The organism is Palleronia sp. THAF1 (genome assembly GCF_009363795.1).
Taxonomy (GTDB): Bacteria; Pseudomonadota; Alphaproteobacteria; order Rhodobacterales; family Rhodobacteraceae; genus Palleronia.
In genome coordinates this window covers 2,946,642-2,966,312 of sequence record NZ_CP045420.1, presented here as the reverse complement: position 1 = coordinate 2,966,312, position 19,671 = coordinate 2,946,642, and the positions used below count along the sequence as shown (strand labels likewise).

18 protein-coding genes are annotated in these 19,671 nt (G+C 64.8%); 5 read left to right on the top strand and 13 right to left on the bottom strand.

The window, feature by feature from the left end:
• Nucleotides 1-42 precede the first annotated feature (42 nt).
• The 4 genes from FIU81_RS14860 to FIU81_RS14845 form a co-directional block, all read right to left on the bottom strand.
• Nucleotides 43-849 (bottom strand): alpha/beta fold hydrolase, encoded by an 807-nt coding sequence (locus FIU81_RS14860; protein ID WP_124110305.1) that lies wholly within the window; start codon nt 847-849, stop codon nt 43-45.
• A gap of 189 nt (nt 850-1,038) precedes the next feature.
• Nucleotides 1,039-1,803, bottom strand: coding sequence for a 3'(2'),5'-bisphosphate nucleotidase CysQ (locus FIU81_RS14855; RefSeq protein ID WP_124110306.1), 765 nt, complete (start codon nt 1,801-1,803; stop codon nt 1,039-1,041).
• The gene (locus FIU81_RS14850) at nt 1,790-3,142 is read right to left on the bottom strand and encodes a TldD/PmbA family protein (protein WP_124110307.1); all 1,353 of its coding nucleotides are present in this window, start codon (nt 3,140-3,142) and stop codon (nt 1,790-1,792) included. Before FIU81_RS14850 ends, FIU81_RS14855 begins: the two co-directional genes overlap by 14 nt.
• A 56-nt stretch (nt 3,143-3,198) precedes the next feature.
• The gene (locus FIU81_RS14845) at nt 3,199-4,545 is read right to left on the bottom strand and encodes a DUF2125 domain-containing protein (RefSeq protein WP_124110308.1); all 1,347 of its coding nucleotides are present in this window, start codon (nt 4,543-4,545) and stop codon (nt 3,199-3,201) included.
• Nucleotides 4,546-4,672: 127 nt separating this feature from the next.
• On the opposite strand from FIU81_RS14845, the gene FIU81_RS14840 reads away from it, so the two are divergent.
• Both FIU81_RS14840 and FIU81_RS14835 read left to right on the top strand, forming a co-directional pair.
• Entirely contained in the window at nt 4,673-5,431 is a 759-nt protein-coding gene (locus FIU81_RS14840) for an SDR family oxidoreductase (protein WP_413816212.1), read from the top strand.
• A 49-nt stretch (nt 5,432-5,480) separates the two neighbouring features.
• Entirely contained in the window at nt 5,481-6,077 is a 597-nt protein-coding gene (locus tag FIU81_RS14835; RefSeq protein ID WP_124110309.1) for an enoyl-CoA hydratase/isomerase family protein, read from the top strand.
• Here the strand turns inward: FIU81_RS14835 and FIU81_RS14830 are convergent.
• The 7 genes from FIU81_RS14830 to FIU81_RS14800 form a co-directional block, all read right to left on the bottom strand.
• Nucleotides 6,061-6,699 carry a DUF2268 domain-containing putative Zn-dependent protease gene (locus FIU81_RS14830; protein WP_172971494.1) on the bottom strand — a complete coding sequence of 213 codons (639 nt, stop codon included), beginning with the start codon at nt 6,697-6,699 and terminating at the stop codon, nt 6,061-6,063. The genes FIU81_RS14835 and FIU81_RS14830 overlap by 17 nt on opposite strands.
• Nucleotides 6,696-6,866, bottom strand: a complete 171-nt coding sequence (locus FIU81_RS16815; RefSeq protein WP_172971493.1) for a hypothetical protein — start codon at nt 6,864-6,866, stop codon at nt 6,696-6,698. The genes FIU81_RS14830 and FIU81_RS16815 overlap by 4 nt, the downstream gene beginning before the upstream one ends.
• The gene (locus FIU81_RS14825; protein ID WP_124110311.1) at nt 6,863-8,140 is read right to left on the bottom strand and encodes a formate dehydrogenase subunit gamma; all 1,278 of its coding nucleotides are present in this window, start codon (nt 8,138-8,140) and stop codon (nt 6,863-6,865) included. The genes FIU81_RS16815 and FIU81_RS14825 overlap by 4 nt, the downstream gene beginning before the upstream one ends.
• Nucleotides 8,141-8,143: 3 nt before the next feature.
• The gene (gene fdh3B / locus FIU81_RS14820) at nt 8,144-8,737 is read right to left on the bottom strand and encodes a formate dehydrogenase FDH3 subunit beta (RefSeq protein ID WP_124110312.1); all 594 of its coding nucleotides are present in this window, start codon (nt 8,735-8,737) and stop codon (nt 8,144-8,146) included.
• A 13-nt stretch (nt 8,738-8,750) separates the two neighbouring features.
• Complete coding sequence (locus FIU81_RS14810; RefSeq protein ID WP_254695935.1) at nt 8,751-11,894, bottom strand: molybdopterin-dependent oxidoreductase; 3,144 nt, start codon at nt 11,892-11,894, stop codon at nt 8,751-8,753.
• Between the two features lie 4 nt (nt 11,895-11,898).
• Entirely contained in the window at nt 11,899-12,090 is a 192-nt protein-coding gene (locus tag FIU81_RS14805; protein WP_124110313.1) for a twin-arginine translocation pathway signal, read from the bottom strand.
• A gap of 163 nt (nt 12,091-12,253) precedes the next feature.
• On the bottom strand, nt 12,254-13,147 hold the full coding sequence (locus FIU81_RS14800; RefSeq protein ID WP_124110314.1) for a TIM barrel protein: 894 nt from the start codon (nt 13,145-13,147) through the stop codon (nt 12,254-12,256).
• Between the two features lie 365 nt (nt 13,148-13,512).
• Here FIU81_RS14800 and FIU81_RS14795 point away from each other — a divergent pair, with 365 nt between their 5' ends.
• Nucleotides 13,513-14,151 (top strand): DUF3047 domain-containing protein, encoded by a 639-nt coding sequence (locus FIU81_RS14795; protein WP_124110315.1) that lies wholly within the window; start codon nt 13,513-13,515, stop codon nt 14,149-14,151.
• Here the strand turns inward: FIU81_RS14795 and FIU81_RS14790 are convergent.
• Nucleotides 14,148-15,368 carry a lytic murein transglycosylase gene (locus FIU81_RS14790; protein ID WP_254695934.1) on the bottom strand — a complete coding sequence of 407 codons (1,221 nt, stop codon included), beginning with the start codon at nt 15,366-15,368 and terminating at the stop codon, nt 14,148-14,150. The genes FIU81_RS14795 and FIU81_RS14790 overlap by 4 nt on opposite strands.
• Before the next feature lie 95 nt (nt 15,369-15,463).
• Here FIU81_RS14790 and FIU81_RS14785 point away from each other — a divergent pair, with 95 nt between their 5' ends.
• Together FIU81_RS14785 and FIU81_RS14780 are read left to right on the top strand one after the other, a co-directional pair.
• Complete coding sequence (locus FIU81_RS14785) at nt 15,464-16,642, top strand: acetyl-CoA C-acyltransferase family protein (RefSeq protein WP_124110316.1); 1,179 nt, start codon at nt 15,464-15,466, stop codon at nt 16,640-16,642.
• Between the two features lie 65 nt (nt 16,643-16,707).
• Nucleotides 16,708-18,849 carry a PAS-domain containing protein gene (locus FIU81_RS14780; RefSeq protein WP_172971492.1) on the top strand — a complete coding sequence of 714 codons (2,142 nt, stop codon included), beginning with the start codon at nt 16,708-16,710 and terminating at the stop codon, nt 18,847-18,849.
• On the opposite strand, the gene yaaA is transcribed toward FIU81_RS14780, so the two are convergent.
• Entirely contained in the window at nt 18,846-19,619 is a 774-nt protein-coding gene (gene yaaA / locus FIU81_RS14775; RefSeq protein WP_124110318.1) for a peroxide stress protein YaaA, read from the bottom strand. The two genes, FIU81_RS14780 and yaaA, sit on opposite strands and share 4 nt — an antisense overlap.
• Nucleotides 19,620-19,671: the final 52 nt, after the last annotated feature.

Sequence of the window (19,671 nt, the reverse complement as noted above, 5' to 3'; positions counted from 1 at the left end):
GCATGGCCAATCTTCAAGATCGCTTGTTGGCTGCATACGCGATCAGGCTGCGGCGGGCGCGTGCAGGAAGGTCAGGATGGCGTCAGACGTCCTGTTCGGCGCGCTCATATGCGGGCAGTGGCCTGTTGCCTCCAGAACGGTCAGCGTGGCGTCGTGCATGTTGGCCACCATCCAGTCGCCGACCTGCGGTGGTACAAGGACATCATCGTGGCATTGCAGGATCAGGGTCGGCTGCTTGATATCCTTCACCTCGGCGCGGTGGTCGTGCAGAAAGGTCACCTTCGCAAAATGCCGCGCGATATCCGGATCGGTCCGACAAAAGCTGTCGACCAGTTCTTCGCCCAGCTTGGGTTGGGACGGCGCGCCCATGAACTGCGGCGCCATCTGTCGCGACCAGCCCAGATAGTTCGAATCCACGATATCTAGAAGGCTATGCAGGTCTTCCTGAAGAAAGCCGCCAACGTAGTCGCCGTCGTCGACGTAGCTGGGAGAGGGGCAGACCATGACAAGGCGCGAGATCAGGTCAGGCCGCCGTTTCGCGGCCAGTCCGACGGTCATGGCACTGACAGAATGGCCGACTGCAATGACATCGCGCAGATCAAGCTCTTCGATGATCGCGATCAGATCGTCGGCGTGGGCTTCGAGAGAGGCGTAGCGCTCGGGATCGTAGTCGGCGGTATGAGAGCGTCCGTATCCCGTCAGATCGTAGGTGATGGCCTTGAAATCGTCCTGAAAGGCCGGAAGGACGGCGCGCCACATACCGCTGTCGCAGCCATAGCCGTGCAGAAAGACAATCGGTACCGCGCCGCGCCCGCTGACAGAAACAGCATTGCGTTCAACGAACCGCATCGGCTCTCAGCTCCCGTTTTGGATCGAGCAGGTTCTTCCCTGCGTAAGGTGTGTGATTGCTGCGATGCTAGTATATGGAGTGTGACGAGATTTTGTCCAGAAGGGTGACTTATCCTTCGGGTAGCGCCCGCTTTTCTCTTTTGTAATCAGATATCGGGGTGCATCTGGCAATACCCATGCGCGGTAGTGCTAGCTAGAAACGCAGCCCAGGATTGCCGCGTGCAGCGTAGGGTTCGCGGCGATGACGCCGTCATTGGTGCGGGAGGCCGAGTTGAACCGCAACGCCGCGCCTGTGCGGGAGGTCACGCGGGCCCCGGCGCTTTGGGCGATCAGGGTCCCGGCGGCGATGTCCCAATCCCAAGCGTTTCGGAAGGTCAGCATGGCGTCGGCCTTGGGATGGGCGACGCAGGCCATGCGGTAGGCGATGGACGGGCGGAAGATACGTTTGAAGCCGGGGTCTGTGCGCCAGTGTTTGGCATCGAAAACCGCTTTGTTGGCAAGGACGCGGGCGCCTCGGGTTTCCGCAAGGTCCGCGCAGGTGATCGGATCACCGTTCAGCCAGGCGCCGGTGGTGTCGGCGGTATAGGTCAGGCCCCGCGCGGGCAGATGAACGACGGCGGCGGTGACATCTGGCCCAGTCGTGACGGCAAGCGAGACGGACCAGCTTTCTTCGCCCTTCAGAAAGGCACGCGTGCCGTCGATGGGGTCGAGAATGAAGCAGTGTTGGGCATTCAGGCGCGACAGGTCGTCGGGCGTCTCCTCTGACATCCACGCGTAGGAGCGTTCGGCCAGCAGGGCGTCGCGGATGGCTTCGTCGACCGCGAGGTCGGCGGCCGAGACGGGGCTGTCGTCGTCCTTGGTCCAGACCTTGGGATCGCGCTGCCAGTGTTGCAGCGCGATCTTGCCTCCCATTTCTGCGGCATCGGTCAGAAGGGCCAGGTCATGCGCCGGCAAGCGTCAGGCCTTCGACCAGCAAGGACGGCACGCGGCGCGAAAGGTGGTCGCGCGCGTCGTTGGCGGGCGTGATGCGGCGCAGCATGTCGCGCAGATTGCCGGCGATGGTAATTTCGTTCACCGGGTAGGCGATCTGGCCGTTCTCGACCCAGAACCCCGAGGCTCCGCGCGAGTAGTCGCCGGTGTTGGGGTTGATGGTCGAGCCGATCATCGAGGTGACCAGCAGGCCGGTGCCCATCTGCGCGATCAGGTTGTCGCGGGTGTGCGTGCCGGGGGTCAGGGTGACGTTGGTGACCGATGGGGACGGAGGGGCGGAGGTGCCGCGCGCGGCGCTGGCCGTGCTTTGCAGGCCCAGCTTGCGGGCGGTGGCAAGGTCCAGCGTCCAGCCTTGCAGCACACCGTCACGCACGATGTCGCGCGGTCGGGTAGCAAGGCCTTCCGCGTCGAAGGGGCGAGAGCCCGCGATGCGCGGGCGGTGCGGGTCTTCGGTAAGCGACAGGCCGGTCGGCAACACCTCTTCGCCCAGCAAATCACGCGCCCAGGACGAGCCGCGCGCGATGGAGCTGCCGTTGGTGGCGATCAGCAGGTGGCCGATCAACGAGGACGAGATGCGTTCGTCATACAGAACGGGGTAGGCACCGGTCTTGGCCTGCCGCGCGCCTTGCATGGCGACGGCACGTTCGCCTGCAAGCGTGCCGATTCCGGCGGCGGCGGGCAGATCGGCGGCGTGGGTGCGGCTTTCGCCGTGGTATTCACGCTCCATCTTGGTGCCCTCGCCCGAGATGGCGACGGCAGAGATGGAGGATCCGGTGCGACGATAGCCGGCGGAGAAGCCATTGGTCGCGGCAAGGTGCATGTCGCGCCAGCCGTAGCTGGCCGAAGCGCCTTGGCTTCGGGAGACGCCTTTGACCGCGAGTGCGGCGGCCTCGGCTTCCAGCGCAAGCCGTTCCAGATGCGCGGGGTCCGGCTCCGCCGCATCGTCGGCCAACTCAAGGGCTGCGGCGTCGAAGTCGGTTGCGAGTTGTGACGGATCGGCAAGGCCTGCGCCGGGGTCTTCCGGGGCTTCGCGGGCCATGGCGACGGCGCGCTCTGCCATGTCCTGCATCGTGGCGGGCGTCAGGTCGGACGCCGACACGCAGGCCTGTCGCTGACCGATCAGGACGCGCAACCCGATCTCGACTCCTTCGCTGCGCTCGGCATCTTCCAATGCTCCGGCGCGGACGTTGATCGACAGCGATGCGTCACGGACCGCGATGGCGTCGGCGGCATCGGCCCCGGCGCGTGTCGCTGCTGCCAGGAGATCAGCGGAGAGTTGGGATAGGGTCGCGGCTTGGGTCATGGGTCGTCCTTTTGCGGCTTGCCTGATGTAGGGGGCCAGCCGCGCGGGGCCAAGCCCTATTGCCCCGGTGCCGCACGCAGGGGGATCTGGTAAATCTGCTGTTCGTTCACGGTCACGATGCCGTCGGGGCCGATCTTGACGCTGCTGGTCAGTTCGCCGTCTTCCGATCCGGGACGCGTGAAGAAGCCCAGCCCCATGCGCGCGCCCATCAGCGGGCCGCCGGGCAGGGTGCCAAGTGCTTGCAGGCGATCCAGAAGCTCGACCGCGCCGGTCAGGGTGAAGGCGAAGGTGCCGACCGGGCGACCGTAGGGCGCGTCGGGACGGCTGAAGATGGCGGCGCCCTGTCCGGTCAGCTCGGTGCCTAGGACCGACAGGCGCAAGGTTTCCAGCGCGGCGCGTTGCGCTGTGTAACTGGATGCGCTGTCGCGGGTGACGTCAGCGCTGAAGGCAAGGCGCAGTTCGGCGGGGTCGCGGCTAAGCGTTTCGGCGGGATCGAAGAGCTGCCACAGGTCTTCAGAGGCCGTGATGCCGTTCAGCGCAAGATCGACCGCCATGGGTGATGGCTCTGACCGGGTGGCGGCAGGGCCGGTGACGGACCAGGTGGCGGTATCTATGGCGAAGGTTGCGGCTTCGATCGGCAGGGCAGCTGTGTCGAGCGACAGGTCAATGGCCGAGACGCTTTGCGACAGGGATACGGTGCCGTCCGACGCGCTGGCGGCCTCCTCCGACGGGCCAGTGACCGTGCGCAACGTGCCGCGCCCATCGGGCAGCGTGCTTGTCTGCGCGGTTTCGCTAGCGTTCAGCGTGATCGCCACGTCGGACCCGGCTTCACCGGCGGCAAGGGCCGTGAGCGCGTCGAGCGGGCCGTCGATCAGCAGGTCGACGCCATCGCGGCTGGCGCTGAAACCGGCGGTCTCGCTGGTGATGGCCAGGCGGTCGATGTTGGCTTGCGTTGCGTCGGGGGCGATGGTCGCATCGACGGCGGTGGCGATCAGATCGGCGGTCAGGCTTTGTCCGCTGAGGGCCGCGTCCATCTGCGGCGCGATCAGCGTATAGGTTGGATTCGTTGGATCACCCGCTGCGCGCAAGGTCAGATCGGCGGCAGAGACATCGGCGCTGATGTCGCCCTGCGTCATGGTGAAGGTGTCGGGCAGGTCGATCACCGTCGCGTCGCCATCGGGCACCAGCCGCAGGCTGCCGGCCTCCAGCCGCAAGGCGCCGATATTGATGCGCGGGCCTTCGACAACCAAAGCATCGCCGTCGGGTTCAGCGGTGCCGGTGGCGCTGACGAACCCGGCGCCCTGTTGCCAGGCGGACCACAGTGCATCCGGAGCTACCTGCGCGATGGCGAGGGGGCTGGATGCAAGCCACACGGCAGCGGCGACGGGGGCTAGGCGGATCATGGATCATCCTTTCGAGACAGAGCGCAAAGGGTGGCGCTTGCTGCGCGCGCGTCAAGCAAGAAGCGATGGACAGGGCGGCACATCGCCCTAGGCTCGCGGCAAGGTGACTGATTGAAGGACGCACGACATGGGCACGATGGACGACAAGGTGGTGCTGGTCACCGGAGCAAGCCGTGGAATCGGAGAAGCGGCAGTACGGGCTTTCGCGGCAGAAGGCGCGCGAGTCGTGCTGCTGGCGCGCTCTCGCGGGGATATCGCAGAGATTGCCGGCGATCTGGGGCCGGATCAGGCGCTTGCGGTGCCCTGTGACATCTCTCGGTTCTGGGAGGTCAGCCAGGCCGTGGAGGCGGCGGTGGACACCTTCGGGCGCTTGGATGTCGTGGTGAACAACGCGGGCGTGATCCAGCCCATCGCACGCCTGTCCGAAGCCGACCCGGACGCCTGGGGACAGACCATCGATATCAACGTCAAAGGTGTCTTCCACGGCATCCGCGCTGCCGCCCCGGTGATGGAGGCGCAGGGATCGGGGAGGATCATCACCATATCCTCGGGTGCGGCGCACAACGCGTTGGAGGGATGGTCGGCCTATTGCACGTCGAAGGCGGGCGCGAAGATGCTGACAGAGGCTGCCGATCTGGAACTGCGCGACAGGGGCGTGCGGGTGATGGGCCTGTCGCCGGGCACCGTGGCGACAGAGATGCAGCGCGAGATCAAGGCGTCGGGCGTGAACCCGGTTAGCCAGTTGGACTGGGACGATCACATCCCGCCGGAGTGGGTCGGCCGCGCCTTGGTGTGGATGGCTGGACCTGCCGGGGACAGTCTTGGCGGGCAGGAAGTGCGCCTGCGGGACGAGGATGTGCGCCGGGCGGTGGGTCTGATCGACTGATGGCGTGTTTTGCGTGGTTGGTCTTGGGTAGTTCGGAGAGCAAAGAGCCATGACGGTGCGGATCGAAGACGACGGTGCGCTGCGGCGCGTGGTGCTGGACCGCTCGGCCAAGGCCAACGCGCTGACGGCGGAGATGCTGGAAGCGGTGCGCGACGCGGCGGCCTGCGATGCGCGGGTGTTGGTTCTGACCGGCGCGGGGTCCGTCTTTTCCGCCGGGGCGGATCTGGAGGCGGCAAGGGCGGGGCTGGCCGTTTCGCCGCTTTGGAAAGAGGTGTCGGACGCGGTGGCGGGATTCGCCGGGCTGACGATAGCCGCGTTGAACGGGCCTTGTGCGGGCGGTGCGATGGGGATGATGCTGGCCTGCGACCTGCGGATCGCCGTGCCGGGCGCGCGGTTCTTCTACCCGGTGATGAAGCTGGGCTATCTGCCGCAGCCTGACGATCCGGGGCGGCTTGTGGCGTTGGTCGGGCCTGCACGCGCGAAGCTGATCCTGATGGGCGCCGTGAAGATCGGGGCTGAAGAGGCGCTGGCGATGGGGCTGGTGGATCGGATCGTCGATGATCTGGACGGCGCGGTGGCGGAGGTGTCAGAGGCCGCTTTGGCCGCCAAGGACGGGCACGCGGCGGCGATCAAGCGGATGGTCTGAAGCGGTCCGCGTCGGCGTGGACAAGGCCGGTCGCGCTGTCGTGGGGGTGGTCGGCAAGGTGGCGCTCGACAAGGTCGGTGCCCAGTGAGTAGCCGAGCCAGCGTGGCAGGTCCCCGGTGCCCATGAACCAGCGCGGGTGGTTGTAGGCCTTGTCCCATCGTTCGAGTGCGGCATCGCGATGTGGCGCAAGATCGAAAGGGTGGAACGCCTTTTCCCAAGGCTCGAACGGTGGGCCGTAGACTTCGCGGACGAATCGGCAGGCGAGACCTTCAGAGATCAGCCCCTCGCCCAGATGCGTGCCGTAACCGGGGCCGGTCCAGCGCACGGCGTGGTGCAGCTCATGCGCGATCATCCTTTCGAAGGCGCGGTTCTCGTCCGCGACCAGCGCGGGATTGTCGGGGTCGACGGTCACGAAGATGGCGTTGGCATGGGGCGTGTAGCCGACCGCGCCTTTTTCGGGAATGACCCGGGGGCCAGCTTCGACCACCACATCCAGCGGGCCAAGCGGCAGGTGGCGGGCGGTTTCTTCGACCGCGGCGCGGATGCGTGAGTGCAGAAACGACACGACCGGCCGAAGACGGCCGGTCGCGTTCAGAAGGTGTATTTCAAGCGGCTCGCTCAATCGCTTTCTGTCCCACCACCGACTGTCTGTTCGATCAGGTGGTCGTTCAGTTGCAGGTTGGGGCCGGAGTAGAGCATTTCCGTTGGCACATAGAGCGTCTGCATGCCCACCAGCATCACGACCGACAGGACGGCGGCGGTAACGACGCCTGCGAGAAACCCGATCATTGGCGCGTCTCCTTGCCTTGCTCCATTTCCGCGAGCCACACGTCATGGTGCTCGGCGGCCCAGTTGCGATCGACCTTGCCGGACCACATTGCGGCGAACGCGCCTTCCATGCCGACCGAGCCGATGTAGATGTGACCAAGGATAACCGCGATCATGAGAACCGCAATGATCGCGTGGGCCAGCATGGCCCAGCTGGTGACATTGATGCCCAGAACGAAGGGGAACATCAGCACGATTCCAGTCGCGATAAGCGCACCGCCGCCGAGGATGACAGACCAGAAGATCAGCTTTTGCCCGGCGTTAAATTTCTTGGCGGACGGGTGGGTGGTGTCAGACAACATGCCGCCCGCTTTCTTCAGCCAGTTGGCGTCATAGCGGTCGGGCAGGTTGCGACCAACCCACATGATGAACATCAGCACGACGCCGATGGCGAAGGACGGGAAGAACATCATGTGGCCCCACGTCGCCAGCCAACCGGCTTGGCCAAGGATATCGCCGCCGAAGGGCAGGATCAGGGTGTCGCCGTAGGCGATCACGATGCCCGTCAGCGCCAGCATCAGGAACGATGCAGAGGTCATCCAGTGCGTTGCGCGTTCCAGCAGGCCGAAGCGCTTGACGCGGGGCTTGCTGGAGCGACCCGAAGCGATCGGGACGCGACCCCGGACGGCCAGGAAGAAGGACAGCAGGAAGGCGAAGCCAAGGATGGCGAGAGCGCCTAAGTGGGTGGAGAAATCGGCAAGGCCCAGACGCCAATCGCGAGCGAAGGGACGCTCGAAGATTTCCGCGCCGTTGTAGGGCAGGGACGACACGCCTTCGACACGGTCGGTGCCGCGCACCATGGCGGTCTCACCCTCGCCGGGATTGGCCCAGCTGTTGGTCAGGAAGGGCGAGGTGTTTTCGATCTCTTCGGTTTGCAGCTGAACCTCCGGGCCGACCTGGAATGTGCGGGGCGCATCGGGAGACGGCCCGAATTCCTGACGGTCGGCCTGTAGCGTGGCACGGTCGCGCAGGATGTCTTCGGTTTGCACGCCAGACAGGCCGGTCTGCACGTCAGATATGGGCGGCGTGCCCCAACGGACTTCGGGGACGGTCTGGTTGTCGCCGTCGAAGATCTCGAAGACCTGAATGACCAGCAGTAGCGCGAAGATCAGCGCGAAGATCGCGCCGACGATGCGCCAGAAAGTCTGGTGCGGGGGCTGGTGGCCGTGTCCGCTATCCGGCGTTGCCTTGTTAGGGGCACCCATGTCCGTGTCGGAGGCGTGCATCATCGTCATGTCTTATGCCTCCTCTGGGTAGTAGGCCGTTTTCCAGCCCCAAGCGCCGGAGCCGAAGCCGCGGGTCAGCACACGCTCGCGGTAGATTTCACCGATGACCTCTCCGTCACCGGCCAGAAGTGCGCGGGTCGAGCAGACTTCGGCACAGATGGGCAGCTTGCCCTCGGCCAGTCGGTTACGTCCATATTTCTGGAACTCGGCTTCCGAGCCGTTCTCTTCCGGGCCACCGGCGCAATAGGTGCATTTGTCCATCGTGCCGCGTGAGCCGAACAGGGTGGCACGGGGAAACTGCGGTGCGCCGAACGGGCAGGCGTAGAAGCAGTAGCCGCAGCCGATGCAGGTGTCCTTGTCATGCAGGACGACGCCCAGATCGGTTTGATACAGGGTCGAGACGGGGCACACCGCGACGCAAGGCGCATCGGTGCAGTGCATGCAGGAAATCGCGATGGATTTCTCGCCCGGTTCACCGTCGTTGATCGTCACGACGCGGCGGCGAACCATGCCCCACGGGACTTCATGCTCGTTCTTGCACGATGTCGCGCAGGCGTTGCATTCGATACAGCGATCCGTGTCGCAGAGGAATTTTACTCTTGCCATAACTGGTTACTCCTTACGCCTGCGCGATGCGGCAGAGGGTGGCCTTGGTTTCCTGCATCTGGGTCACGACGTCGTAGCCGTAGGTCCAGGCAGTGTTCGCGGCCTCGCCCGCCACGACGGGCGCGGTGCCCTGCGGGTAGCGGTCTGTCAGGTCTTCGCCCTGGAAGAAGCCCGCGAAGTGGAACGGCATGAACACCGTACCGACGCCGATGCGCGGCGTGACCATCGCGGCGACGCGCACCCGACCGGCGGGGGTTTCGACCCAGATCATGTCACCGTCGGTGATGCCCTGCAGCGCGGCGTCCCGGGGGTTCACCTCTGCGAACATTTCCTGCTGGAACTCGGCCAGCCACTTGTTCGAGCGGGTCTCGTCGCCGCCGCCTTCGTATTCCACCAGACGGCCCGAGGTGAGGACCATCGGGAAGTCCTGGCTGAAGTCCTGTTCCTGGATAGAGCCGAACTTGACCGGCAAGCGCCACGAGCGGCGGTCGTCGTAGGTGGCGAACTTGGGCAGCAGGTCTCGGCGGTTGGTATACAGCGGCTCGCGGTGGACGGGCACGGTGTCGGGGAAGTTCCAGACGACGGCGCGCGCCTTGCCGTTGCCGTAGGGGGCAAGGCCGTGGTTGATCGCGACGCGCTGCAGGCCGCCTGACAGGTCGGTCTTCCAGTTCACGCGGCGGATCTGCTCTTCCACGGGCAGCCTTTTACCCTCTTCCGCCTCTTCCTGGCTGGAGAGGTAGGACATGATCGCGGTCATGGCGTTTTCGGGATATTCCGACTGCAATTCGGTCGTCAGTGTCTGGTCGGCGCTTTTCGCACGACCGCCCTGACCGCCCTGCCACGAGCCGTCGATGTCGTCGGAAGAGATCTGCGCCTGCTCGCGCAGGGCCTCGACGCTGAGCTGACGGATGCGGGCCTGCGCATCTTCTTCGCTGATGTCGAACAGATCGTGGGTGAAGCGGTCGATGCCCACCATCGCGATGATCAGCCGCTCTTTCGCGGTCAGTTCACCTTCCCAGCCGAGCGCCTCGATCACGCCGAGGGTGATTTCGGGATAGCCATCCTCGATCGCGGAATCGACGGTGAAGCTGTTCTCGGCCAGAAGGTTCGAGCCTTCGTGCTCCACGCCCCAACGGGCACGGAAGGGCAGGCCGCCCTCGGCCACCGATTTAGATGTGTTGTACAGGATCGGAGTGCCGCAGTGGCCCATTTCAGGCGTGCCCCAAGCGGGCCACGGCAGGCAGAAATATTCACCTTCGACATCGGTGCCGGGCTTGCCGATCAGCGTGGTCGAGTCGAAATCTTCCTGCTGGCGCATGTGCTTCTTCAGACGCTCCGGACTTTGGCCGGTGTAGCCGATCGTCCACGTGCCGCGGTTGATCTCGCGCAGGATGGATTCGGCGACAGGCTCTACGCCATCCACCTCGATGTGCTTGAACATCTCGTCCGCGAAGCCGAAGGCGCGGGCGAAGCGGTAGGTGATTTCGTAGTCGGTCTTGGCCTCGAACAACGGGTCGAAGACCTTGTCGCGCCACTGCACCGAGCGGTTGGAGTTGGTGACCGAGCCGTGGCATTCCGCCGTCGTCGCGGCGGGCAACAGGTATACGCCGTCCTGTTTGCTCGTCATGATCGCCACCTGCGTCGGGTGGGGGTCGATGACACACAGCAGATCGACCGCATCCAGCGCCTTCATCTGGTCGGGGCCGCGCGTGATAGAGTTCGCGGCGTGGCCCCAGAACATCATCGCCTTGATGGGGTTCGGCTGGTCTAGGTTCTCGTTCTCTTCGTTGATCGCGTCCATGTAGCGCGACAGCGGCATGCCGGCGGCTTCCATGAGTTCGGTGCTGGCGAAACGGGCCTTCATTTCTTCATATTCGGTGTCCCAGACGCGGCACCAATGCTTCCATGCACCGGCGGCCAGACCGTAGTAGGCGGGCAGCGTGTCGACGGCGACGCCAAGGTCGGTCGCGCCCTGCACGTTGTCGTGGCCGCGGAAAATGTTTGCGCCGCCGCCTTCCTTGCCGATGTTGCCAAGGACAAGTTGCAGGATCGACGCGGCGCGGGTGTTGGACGACCCGATGGTGTGCTGGGTCAGACCCATGCACCAGATCAGCGTGCCGGGACGGTTCTCGGCCAGCGTGCGGGCGACCTGCCGGGTCTGTTCGGCGGGGATGCCGGTGACGTCTTCGACGGCCTCTGGCGTCCACTGCTCACACTCGGCGCGGACTTCTTCGATGTTCCAGACGCGCTGGTCGAGGTATTCCTGATCCTGCCAGTCATTTTCGAAAATCTCTCGCACGAGGCCCCAGAGGAACGGAATATCGGTGCCGGGACGGATGCGGACGTATTCGTCGGCATGGGCGGCGGTGCGGGAAAAGCGCGGATCGACAACGATCATCTTCGCACCGTTCTCGCGCGCATTCAGGACATGCAGCATGGATACGGGGTGCGCTTCAGCGGGGTTGCCGCCGATCAGGAAGATGCTTTTCGATTTGCGGATGTCGTTGAAGGTGTTGGTCATCGCGCCGTAGCCGAAGCTGTTGGCGACGCCCGCGACCGTGGTCGAGTGGCAGATTCGGGCCTGGTGGTCGACGTTGTTGGTGCCCCAGAAGGCGGCCAGCTTGCGGAAGAGGTAGGACTGTTCGTTCGAGAACTTGGCAGAACCCAGCCAGTATGTGGAATCGGGGCCGAATTCGTCCCGCAGCTCCAGCATCCTGGTGGTGATCTCTTCCATGGCCTGGTCCCAGCTGATGCGGGTCCATTCGCCGTTCACCTTCTTCATCGGATACTTGAGGCGACGTTCGCCCAAGCTGATCTCGCGCATGGCCGCGCCCTTGGCGCAGTGGGTGCCTTGGTTGATGGGCGACTCGAACGCCGGTTCCTGACCGACCCAGACGCCGTTTTCGACCTCTGCCCACATGGAGCAGCCGACCGAGCAGAACTGGCAGATGGTCTTCTTGAACTGCGGCAGGTCGGCGGCTTCTACCGCCGTTTGCGCGCGGGCGGTGCGGGGCAGGCCGCTGATGGCGGCAAGGCCGACTCCCGCGACGCCGGACGCCTGCAGGAAACCACGGCGCGAGAGGCCGGTGTCACGTGCTGTAGGTGCGGGGTCGGAACGACGGGCAGAGCGGGTTCGGCTGGATGTGCGCTTGAGCATGGTCTTATCCCTTTCGCGCCAGCGCCATGTAGGCGCGGGTGTGGGGCGTGTCCTTCAGGACGACAGTACGCTTGTCATCGGTGACGGGAGCGATGTCGGTGGCCGCATCGGCAGCACCGCCGACTGCAGCAGCAGCACCGGTGAGGGCTGTGCCGACAAGAATGGAACGACGGGAGAGGGATGGTTTGTCGGTCATAAGAACCTCGGTCCTGAATACTGCACGCGATTTCCGGATATTATGGCGCATTCTCGGGCAATGAAAAGCATGACCGCTCGAATTGTGATCGGCACATGGTCGCGCATGTAAAAAGACCGGGCACGAGGCCCGGTCATTTTGATCTTTTCAATGGAAAGATGGATCAGGCGGCGACGGTGCCGTTCTGCGCCAGATTGGCCAAGGTTTTCATCGCCTGCGTCAACGCCTCTTTCGGGTTGGTCCGCTCGGGGTCGATCCCGGCGGTGAGGGTCACGAAGCCTTCGTATTCAGAGGCGGTCAGCAAGTTCAGCAGCGTCTTGAAGTCGACAGAGCCGTCCTTGTCGCCGGGCAGGCCGAAGATGCCGGCGCGAACGGCTTCCGGCCAGCCAGTGTCGCCCATGCGGGACTTGGTCAGCGGACGCACCCGCACGTCGCCCAGGTGGACGTGGCGCACGCGGGGCAGGTGGCGCGTCAGCACTTGGCCGGGATCGCCGCCGCCGACATAGATCTGCGCGGAGTCGAAGCACAGGAACAGGTTGGTGCCCGTTTCTGTCATCAGGCGGTCGATCTCTTCCGGGGTGTGGATCACAGTTCCGGCGTAGGGCTGATACGACGCGACGATGTCATGTTCGGCCAGATGCTTGGCGACCTGCTCCAGCTTCAGGCCGAAGCTGTCCCACGCGGCGTCGTCCAGCGTTGGTTTGCGGGACATGGGCGTGTCCGCATCGCTGATCGCGTTCGACACTTCGCGCAGCACCAGCGTCTTGCAGCCGACTTCCTGCAGGCGAACGATGACGGGGGCCAGCGCCTCGATCTCGTCCTCGGCAGAGCGGTCCAGTAGGTGCGTGCCGTGGAAACCGGCGGCGAAGGTCAGCCCATGCTGGTCCAGCGTCGCCTTCAGCGCACCCGGCTCGGTCGGCAGCTTGTGGCCGTCCTCGACCCCTTCGATGCCCAGCTCTGCGATTGCGGTCAAAGCGGTCTCGACAGAGGTGTTGGCGCCAAGGGTATGGTCGTCGTCGTTCGACCATAGGGCTGGGGTGGTGGCGATGCGAAGCATAGGCGATCCTTTCAGTTTGATGACAGCGCGCGTGGCCGGAGCCTTGCCCCGGACGCGAGTGGTGCGTTTCGATTGTGTGACCGGCGGCTGTGGGATCGGGCAGAATGCGCCTTGTTCCGCAGCACGGGCGGCTGAATGGCCGCGTCCGGAGATGTCTTATGATGTGAAATGCTTATTCCGGGCCAATGTTCCAACCCCCTTCGGCGGAAAGTCTTGTGTGGGTTGGAGGCGGGCACGCTGCACGAACGGGTTCCCAGACCTTTTCGAGGATGAAACACCCATCACGCTTTGGTCAGCGGTGGACCTTTCGCGCCCCAGCGTACGTGTCACTGGTAACATGAACCGAAGTGAAACCGGAGAGTCCCATGCGTCCGATCCTGACCGCCGCCATCTTGTCGCTGCTACCCTTTGCCGCCGTCGCGGCCCCTGTGCCCTTCGACGACCAATGGGAAGATCAGCGCTTCCCGTTCCAGAAGGGCAACGAGTATGCGCGCGAGGGCGATGCGCTGACCGTCGCTTCCGACGGCGCGGTGTCGTTGGTTTATCGTCGCACGCCCGATCTGGCGGATGCGAGCACGGCAAGCTGGTCGTGGGAGGTTCGCGATGGCGTTCCGGCAACCGATCTGTCGGTGAAGGGTGGCGATGACCGCAATCTGGCACTCTATTTCGTTTTCGCTGACCCCGAAACGGCAGAGCGGCTGGAAGGCGCGTCGCTGCGCTCCCTTCTGGGGGAGGACAACGCCCGCATCCTTGTCTACGTGCGCGGCGGTCAGTCAGAGCCGGGCACGATGCTGGATAGCCCCTATCTGGGCGAGCGCGGCAAGACCATCGTGGTCGAAGGGACGGGCACTGGGCAGAGCGATGTCAGCATCGACTTCGATGCCGATCTGGACCGCGCGTTCGGAGAGCGACCATCCCAACTGCTGGGGATCGCAGTGTCCGCCGATAGCGACGATACCGAGTCGATGATCGACGCCACAGTCTCTGACCTGACGGTCGACTAGTCCCGCAACGCGCGCAACACGCGCAATGACGCGTAGCCGTCCGGCACCATTCCGCGATCCGTCTGAAAGGCGCGGATCGCGGCGATGGTCAGGGGGCCGACCCGTCCGTCGATGCCAAAGGTGTCGAATCCGGATTGGGTCAGCAGACGCTGCATCTCTGTCAGTTCTTGTTCTGTCAGAATACGGTCGTCCCGTGGCCAGTCGGCCGCCAGCGCGTCGCCGCCGGTCAGGCCGTCTGACAAGAGGCCGACGGCAAGGGGCCATGCGTCGGTGGCATCATAGCGTTCCAGCACAGAGAAGTTCGGGAAGATCAGGAAGGCCGCGCCCTCCGCCCCAGCCGGCAGCAGGATCGAGGCCGGACCGAAGTCGTCGACGGGTGCGTCATCGGTGCCGGTGACGCCCAGCTCTGCCCATTCCGAAGGCAATTGCGTCTCGGCCCGACGCGCCAGCCCGTAGTCGAAGCCATCGGGCAGCGTCACCTCCACGCCCCAAGGCTGGCCCGGCACCCAACCGTAGCTGGACAGGAATGCGGCGGTGGTCGCCAAGGCGTCGGCACTGTCGTCCCAGACATCGCGACGTCCGTCGCCATCGAAATCGACGCCGTGCACGATCAACGTCGTCGGAAGCAGGCCGGTCTGACCCATCGTGCCGTCGATGGCCGCGCTCATATCGCTGGCTTCGACGTCGCCCGCCTCGACGATCTTCAGGGCGGCGGTCAACTGGGCCTCGAACGCGGCGGGACGACGCGCGCCCTCCGCCAGGCTGGCCAGAACCGCAAGGCCATCGTCGAGCGCGGAATCCCTGCCGTAGTCGCTTTCGATGCCCCAGATCGCGGCGATGATCTGTGGCTCAACGCCGTAGCGGGACTCGATCGCTTCCAGAATACGCGTCTCTCGCGCCATCGCAGCGCGGCCTGCTTCTATTCGTTCCTCGGTGATCGCGGTGTCGAAATAGGTCCACACCGGCTGCTGCATCGCTCGGCGGTCGCGGTCGGCGGCGACGACCTCTGGGCGCAGGGTCAGACCGTCAAGCACCGGATCCAGCACGGCGCGCGGCACGCCTTGCACCAATGCCCGTCCGCGATAGGCGCTGGCCCAATCGTCAAGCGCCGACTGCGCGGCGGCGTCCATCACAGAGCGGTCGGGTCGCGGTTCAGGTGCCTCCTGCGCGGCGACAGGAGCGGTCAGGGCGAGCAGCAAGAAAGCGTAACGAAACATGGCATCCGTCTTTTGAAAGGCGCGAACGTGGCGTTGCGCTGGGCGGAAGTGGTGTGTTGGATTATGTGTGCTGGTGAAAAGAGAAGGAAACCACAATGCTCGACGATATCGTGATCCTGTCCGGTGCCCGCACCGCCATCGGCACCTTCGGCGGCAGCCTGTCCGGCGTGCCACCTATCGACCTTGCCGCCACCGCCAGCCGCGCCGCACTGGAGCGTGCCGGGGTCGAAGGGGGCCAGATCGGTCATGTCGTCTTCGGGCATGTGATCAACACAGAGCCGCGCGATATGTATCTGTCGCGCGTCGCCGCGATGGACGCGGGCGTGCCCGAAACCGTGCCTGCGATGAACGTGAACCGCCTGTGCGGGTCGGGCGCGCAGGCCATCGTATCGGTGATCCAGAACCTTGCCATGAACGATTGCGACTTCGCGCTGACGGGCGGGGCCGAGTGCATGAGCCGCTCTCCCTACATCCTGCCTGCTGCGCGGTGGGGCCAGAAGATGGGTGACGTGGAAACGCGCGATATGATGCTGGGCGCGCTGAACTGCCCCTTCGGCACCGGCCACATGGGCGTCACGGCGGAAAACGTCGCCTCCGAGTTCGGCATCTCGCGCGAGGATCAGGACGCCTTCGCCATGGCCAGCCAGGAACGCGCGGCGGCGGCGATGGCGGACGATCGGTTTCAAGAGCAGATCGCGCCGGTCGAGATCGCGTCGCGGCGCGAGACGGCGACCTTTGCGAAGGACGAGCACCCCAAACAGACCTCGCTGGAAAAGCTCGCCGGGCTGCGCGCCGTGTTCCAGAAGGACGGCACCGTCACGGCGGGCAACGCCAGCGGCATCAACGACGGTGCCGCGGCCTTGGTTCTGGCCCGTGGGCAGGCCGCACGCGATGCGGGCCTTACGCCGAAATTCCGGGTGGTGGGCTACGCGCATTCCGGTGTCCGGCCAGAGGTGATGGGCATCGGCCCGATCCCCGCCGTGCGCAACCTGATGGAGCGGACGGGCCTGACCGCCGACGCCTTCGACGTGATCGAATCGAACGAGGCTTTCGCCGCGCAGGCCATCGCTGTGAACCGCGAACTGGGGCTGGATGCAGCCAAGGTGAACCCGAACGGCGGTGCGATTGCGCTGGGCCACCCGGTGGGCGCAACCGGCGCGATCCTGACCGTGAAGGCCATGTACGAGTTGGAACGCACAGGCGGCAAGATCGCTCTGATCACCATGTGCATCGGCGGCGGCCAAGGTATCGCGCTGGCGATCGAACGTCTCTGATCGCGTGTTAACCCAACCTTAGGACGGCCCGCGCCATGGTGCGCGGGCACGTAAGGATGGGATGGATGCGCGGGGCAGAACTGACGCGACAGGAACAGGATCGGCGCAATCGGCTTGCCGCCGAGCGCATGCTGGTGACCAGCGTCGATGCCTCTAGCGATAAGTTGCGCAAGCTTGAGCTGGCGAACGGCACACTGCATCGCCGTATGGCCGATTGGCGTGATCAAGCCGAGAAGCTGACGGCAGAGAACGCAGAGCTGCGCGCCGACCGAGACCGCGTGGCCCGCGATGCAGCCGAAGATCGCGCGGGCGAGCGGATGGAAAAATCCGCGCTGTGGGCGGCCTTGCAGACCATCCCGGACGGATTTGCGATCTACGACGCGCAAGAATGTCTGATCGCGGCCAACGCGGCCTACCTGTCGATCTTCGACGGGTTGGACGTCACGCAGCCCGGCACGCCGGTACGGGATTTGTTCGCCGCGCTCCTGCAGGAAGGGGTCGTCGATCCGGGCAACAGAGGGAATGACTGGCCCGAATACATGGCGGGCCGATGGCGGCACGACCCGATTCCGCCAGAAGTGATGTATCTGTGGAATGGGCGAATCATCAAGCTGATCGAAACGCGATTGCCGGACGGTGGTGTGGTGTCGCGCGGCAGTGACCAAACCGACATGCTGCGGCTGCAATCTGCGATCGAGGCGCTTCCGGATGGGTTCGTTGTATTCGACGCCGAGGATCGGCTGGTCACCTGCAACGAGCAATACCGCCGTTTCTACGCCGTTTCGCGGGATGCGATAACGCCCGGCACAACCTTTACCAATATCCTGCAAGCAGGCCTGCGCAGCGGACAGTATCAAGAGGCCATCGGACGTGAAGAGGCCTGGCTGGAAGAGCGATTGGATCGGCACCAGAACCTGGATGGCAAGCCGATTGAGCAGCAGATCAGCGACGGCAGGTGGTTGCGCGTGGTCGAGGTCGAGACGCCCGATGGCGGGCGCGCCGGCTTCCGCATCGACATCACGGCGATGAAGGAGCAGGAGATCGAGTTGCGGCGCATGCATACGGCGGCGCAGGCGGCGGAGCGTGCGAAGTCGGCCTTCCTGTCTAACATGGGCCATGAAATCCGCACCCCGATGAACGGTCTTGTCGGTACCGCAGACCTGCTGCTGGAGACGGGGCTGGATGCGGACCAGATCGAACTTGCGCGTACGTTGCGCCGTTCTGCCGGGGCGCTGCTAACCTTCATGGATGACGTTCTGGATTTTTCGCGGGCAGAGGCTGATCGGATCGTGTTGTCTTCGGATGCGTTCTCACCCGTCGCATTGGTGCAGGAAACGGTGGCTAGCTTCGAGGCGCAGGCGCGTCTGAAAGGCCTGACGTTGGTGCCGGACGCCTCGCCCGGTTTGGCCGTCAGCTTCATGGGCGACGCGCGACGTATCCGTCAGATCCTTGCCAACCTGTTGAGCAATGCCGTGAAATTCTCGGACGCCGGAACGGTGACGGTGCAGGCTGCTTCCGATCGAAGCGCAAAGGGCCAGCCAGCGCTACGCTTGTCCGTTCTGGATACCGGCGCGGGCGTTCCTGCGGACAGGGTCGAGCATATCTTCCAAGGCTTTTCACAAGCGCAGGACGGCACCGCGCGACCGCACGATGGCAGTGGCCTTGGCCTTGCGATCTGTCGCAAGCTGGCTGAGCAGATGGGTGGCACGCTGACCTACCGTGACCGGGAAGGCGGTGGCGCTGCGTTCGATTGCGTCCTGCCGTTGCCCGTCGCCTCGGAACCGGGGCCGGACGCTGCGCGCGCAGACCCGATGGTGCGACCTGTCATGCGGGTTGTCGCGGCAGAAGATAATGCGACCAATCGCATGGTGCTCGGCAAGTTGATGGAGCCTTTGGGCGTCGATCTTAGGATCGCGCAGAACGGGCAGGAGTGCATCGATCTTGTCTGCGCCGATCCGCCCGATCTGGTGCTGATGGATATCTCCATGCCCGACATGGACGGCTGCGAGGCGACCCGCCGCTTGCGCAAGTGGGAGGCTGATCAGGACAGGCCGCCGCTGCCCATCGTGGCGATGACAGCACATATCCTGCCGGAAGAGATACAGCGTTTCCTGACGGCCGGTATGGACCGGGTCATCCACAAGCCACTTAAGCGCGATGCGCTGTCGGCAGAACTGGACAACGCGCGAGAGGCAAAGGGCGGCTAGGCCGCTTGCGCGGCCGCCTCGCTACGGAAGAAGGCGGGCGCATCCGGTTCGGACAGGTCGGGCGCGTAGGCATACCCAGCGGTATCGAAGTCCATCAGCGCTGCCGGGTCGGTGATCCTGTGCTCGCATACGAAGCGCGCCATCGCGCCGCGCGCCCGCTTGGCGTGGAACGAGATCACCTTGGCCTGCCCGTTCTTCTCATCTAGGAACCGGGGTGTAATGACCTGTAGGTTCAAAGCCTTGGCATCCACCGCGCCGAAGTATTCCTGACTGGCACAGTTCAGAAGGACATGCGTGCCAGCGGCCGCGGCGTCGTCGTTGAGAACCTGCGACAGGCGATCCCCCCAGAAGTCATACAGGGACTTGCCGCGCCGGGTCTTCAGTTTGCTGCCCATTTCAAGGCGGTAGGCCTCGATCCCGTCGCGGGGGCGCAGCACGCCGTAAAGGCCGGACAGGATGCGCAGGTGATCGTCGGCGAAGGCCTGCGCCGCTTCATCCAGCGTCGGCATTTCCAACCCCTGGTAGGTGTCGCCCGCAAAGGCCCAGGCGGCGGGACGGCGGTCTGTCCCATCGGCCATGTCGCGGAAGCGGTCGCGGTTCAGCTTGGCCAGATCGTCCGACAGGCCCATCAGCGACTTCAGATCGCCCAGCGAAAGTTGCCGCGCGTGACCGGCGAGGATGTCGGCCTGATCCTGCAAACGGGGTTCGGTCGTCGGGACGTTGACCGTGTCCCAGTTCAGACGTTTGGCTGGCGAGATCGCGATGAGCATGTGGCACCTCCTGCAAGCCCTGAGATACGTCGTGGGGCGCGCGGTCTCAACC

Coding starts and splice junctions, on each gene's coding strand:
- FIU81_RS14795 (WP_124110315.1), top strand. CDS start 13,513: ATGCGTCCGATCCTGACCGCCGCCATCTTGTCGCTGCTACCCTTTGCC.
- FIU81_RS16815 (WP_172971493.1), bottom strand. CDS start 6,866: ATGATCGGGTTTCTCGCAGGCGTCGTTACCGCCGCCGTCCTGTCGGTC.
- FIU81_RS14835 (WP_124110309.1), top strand. CDS start 5,481: ATGACGGTGCGGATCGAAGACGACGGTGCGCTGCGGCGCGTGGTGCTG.
- FIU81_RS14790 (WP_254695934.1), bottom strand. CDS start 15,368: ATGTTTCGTTACGCTTTCTTGCTGCTCGCCCTGACCGCTCCTGTCGCC.
- FIU81_RS14860 (WP_124110305.1), bottom strand. CDS start 849: ATGCGGTTCGTTGAACGCAATGCTGTTTCTGTCAGCGGGCGCGGCGCG.
- FIU81_RS14800 (WP_124110314.1), bottom strand. CDS start 13,147: ATGCTTCGCATCGCCACCACCCCAGCCCTATGGTCGAACGACGACGAC.
- FIU81_RS14840 (WP_413816212.1), top strand. CDS start 4,673: ATGGGCACGATGGACGACAAGGTGGTGCTGGTCACCGGAGCAAGCCGT.
- FIU81_RS14785 (WP_124110316.1), top strand. CDS start 15,464: ATGCTCGACGATATCGTGATCCTGTCCGGTGCCCGCACCGCCATCGGC.
- FIU81_RS14850 (WP_124110307.1), bottom strand. CDS start 3,142: ATGACCCAAGCCGCGACCCTATCCCAACTCTCCGCTGATCTCCTGGCA.
- FIU81_RS14825 (WP_124110311.1), bottom strand. CDS start 8,140: ATGACGATGATGCACGCCTCCGACACGGACATGGGTGCCCCTAACAAG.
- FIU81_RS14780 (WP_172971492.1), top strand. CDS start 16,708: ATGCGCGGGGCAGAACTGACGCGACAGGAACAGGATCGGCGCAATCGG.
- fdh3B (WP_124110312.1), bottom strand. CDS start 8,737: ATGGCAAGAGTAAAATTCCTCTGCGACACGGATCGCTGTATCGAATGC.
- FIU81_RS14810 (WP_254695935.1), bottom strand. CDS start 11,894: ATGCTCAAGCGCACATCCAGCCGAACCCGCTCTGCCCGTCGTTCCGAC.
- yaaA (WP_124110318.1), bottom strand. CDS start 19,619: ATGCTCATCGCGATCTCGCCAGCCAAACGTCTGAACTGGGACACGGTC.
- FIU81_RS14845 (WP_124110308.1), bottom strand. CDS start 4,545: ATGATCCGCCTAGCCCCCGTCGCCGCTGCCGTGTGGCTTGCATCCAGC.
- FIU81_RS14805 (WP_124110313.1), bottom strand. CDS start 12,090: ATGACCGACAAACCATCCCTCTCCCGTCGTTCCATTCTTGTCGGCACA.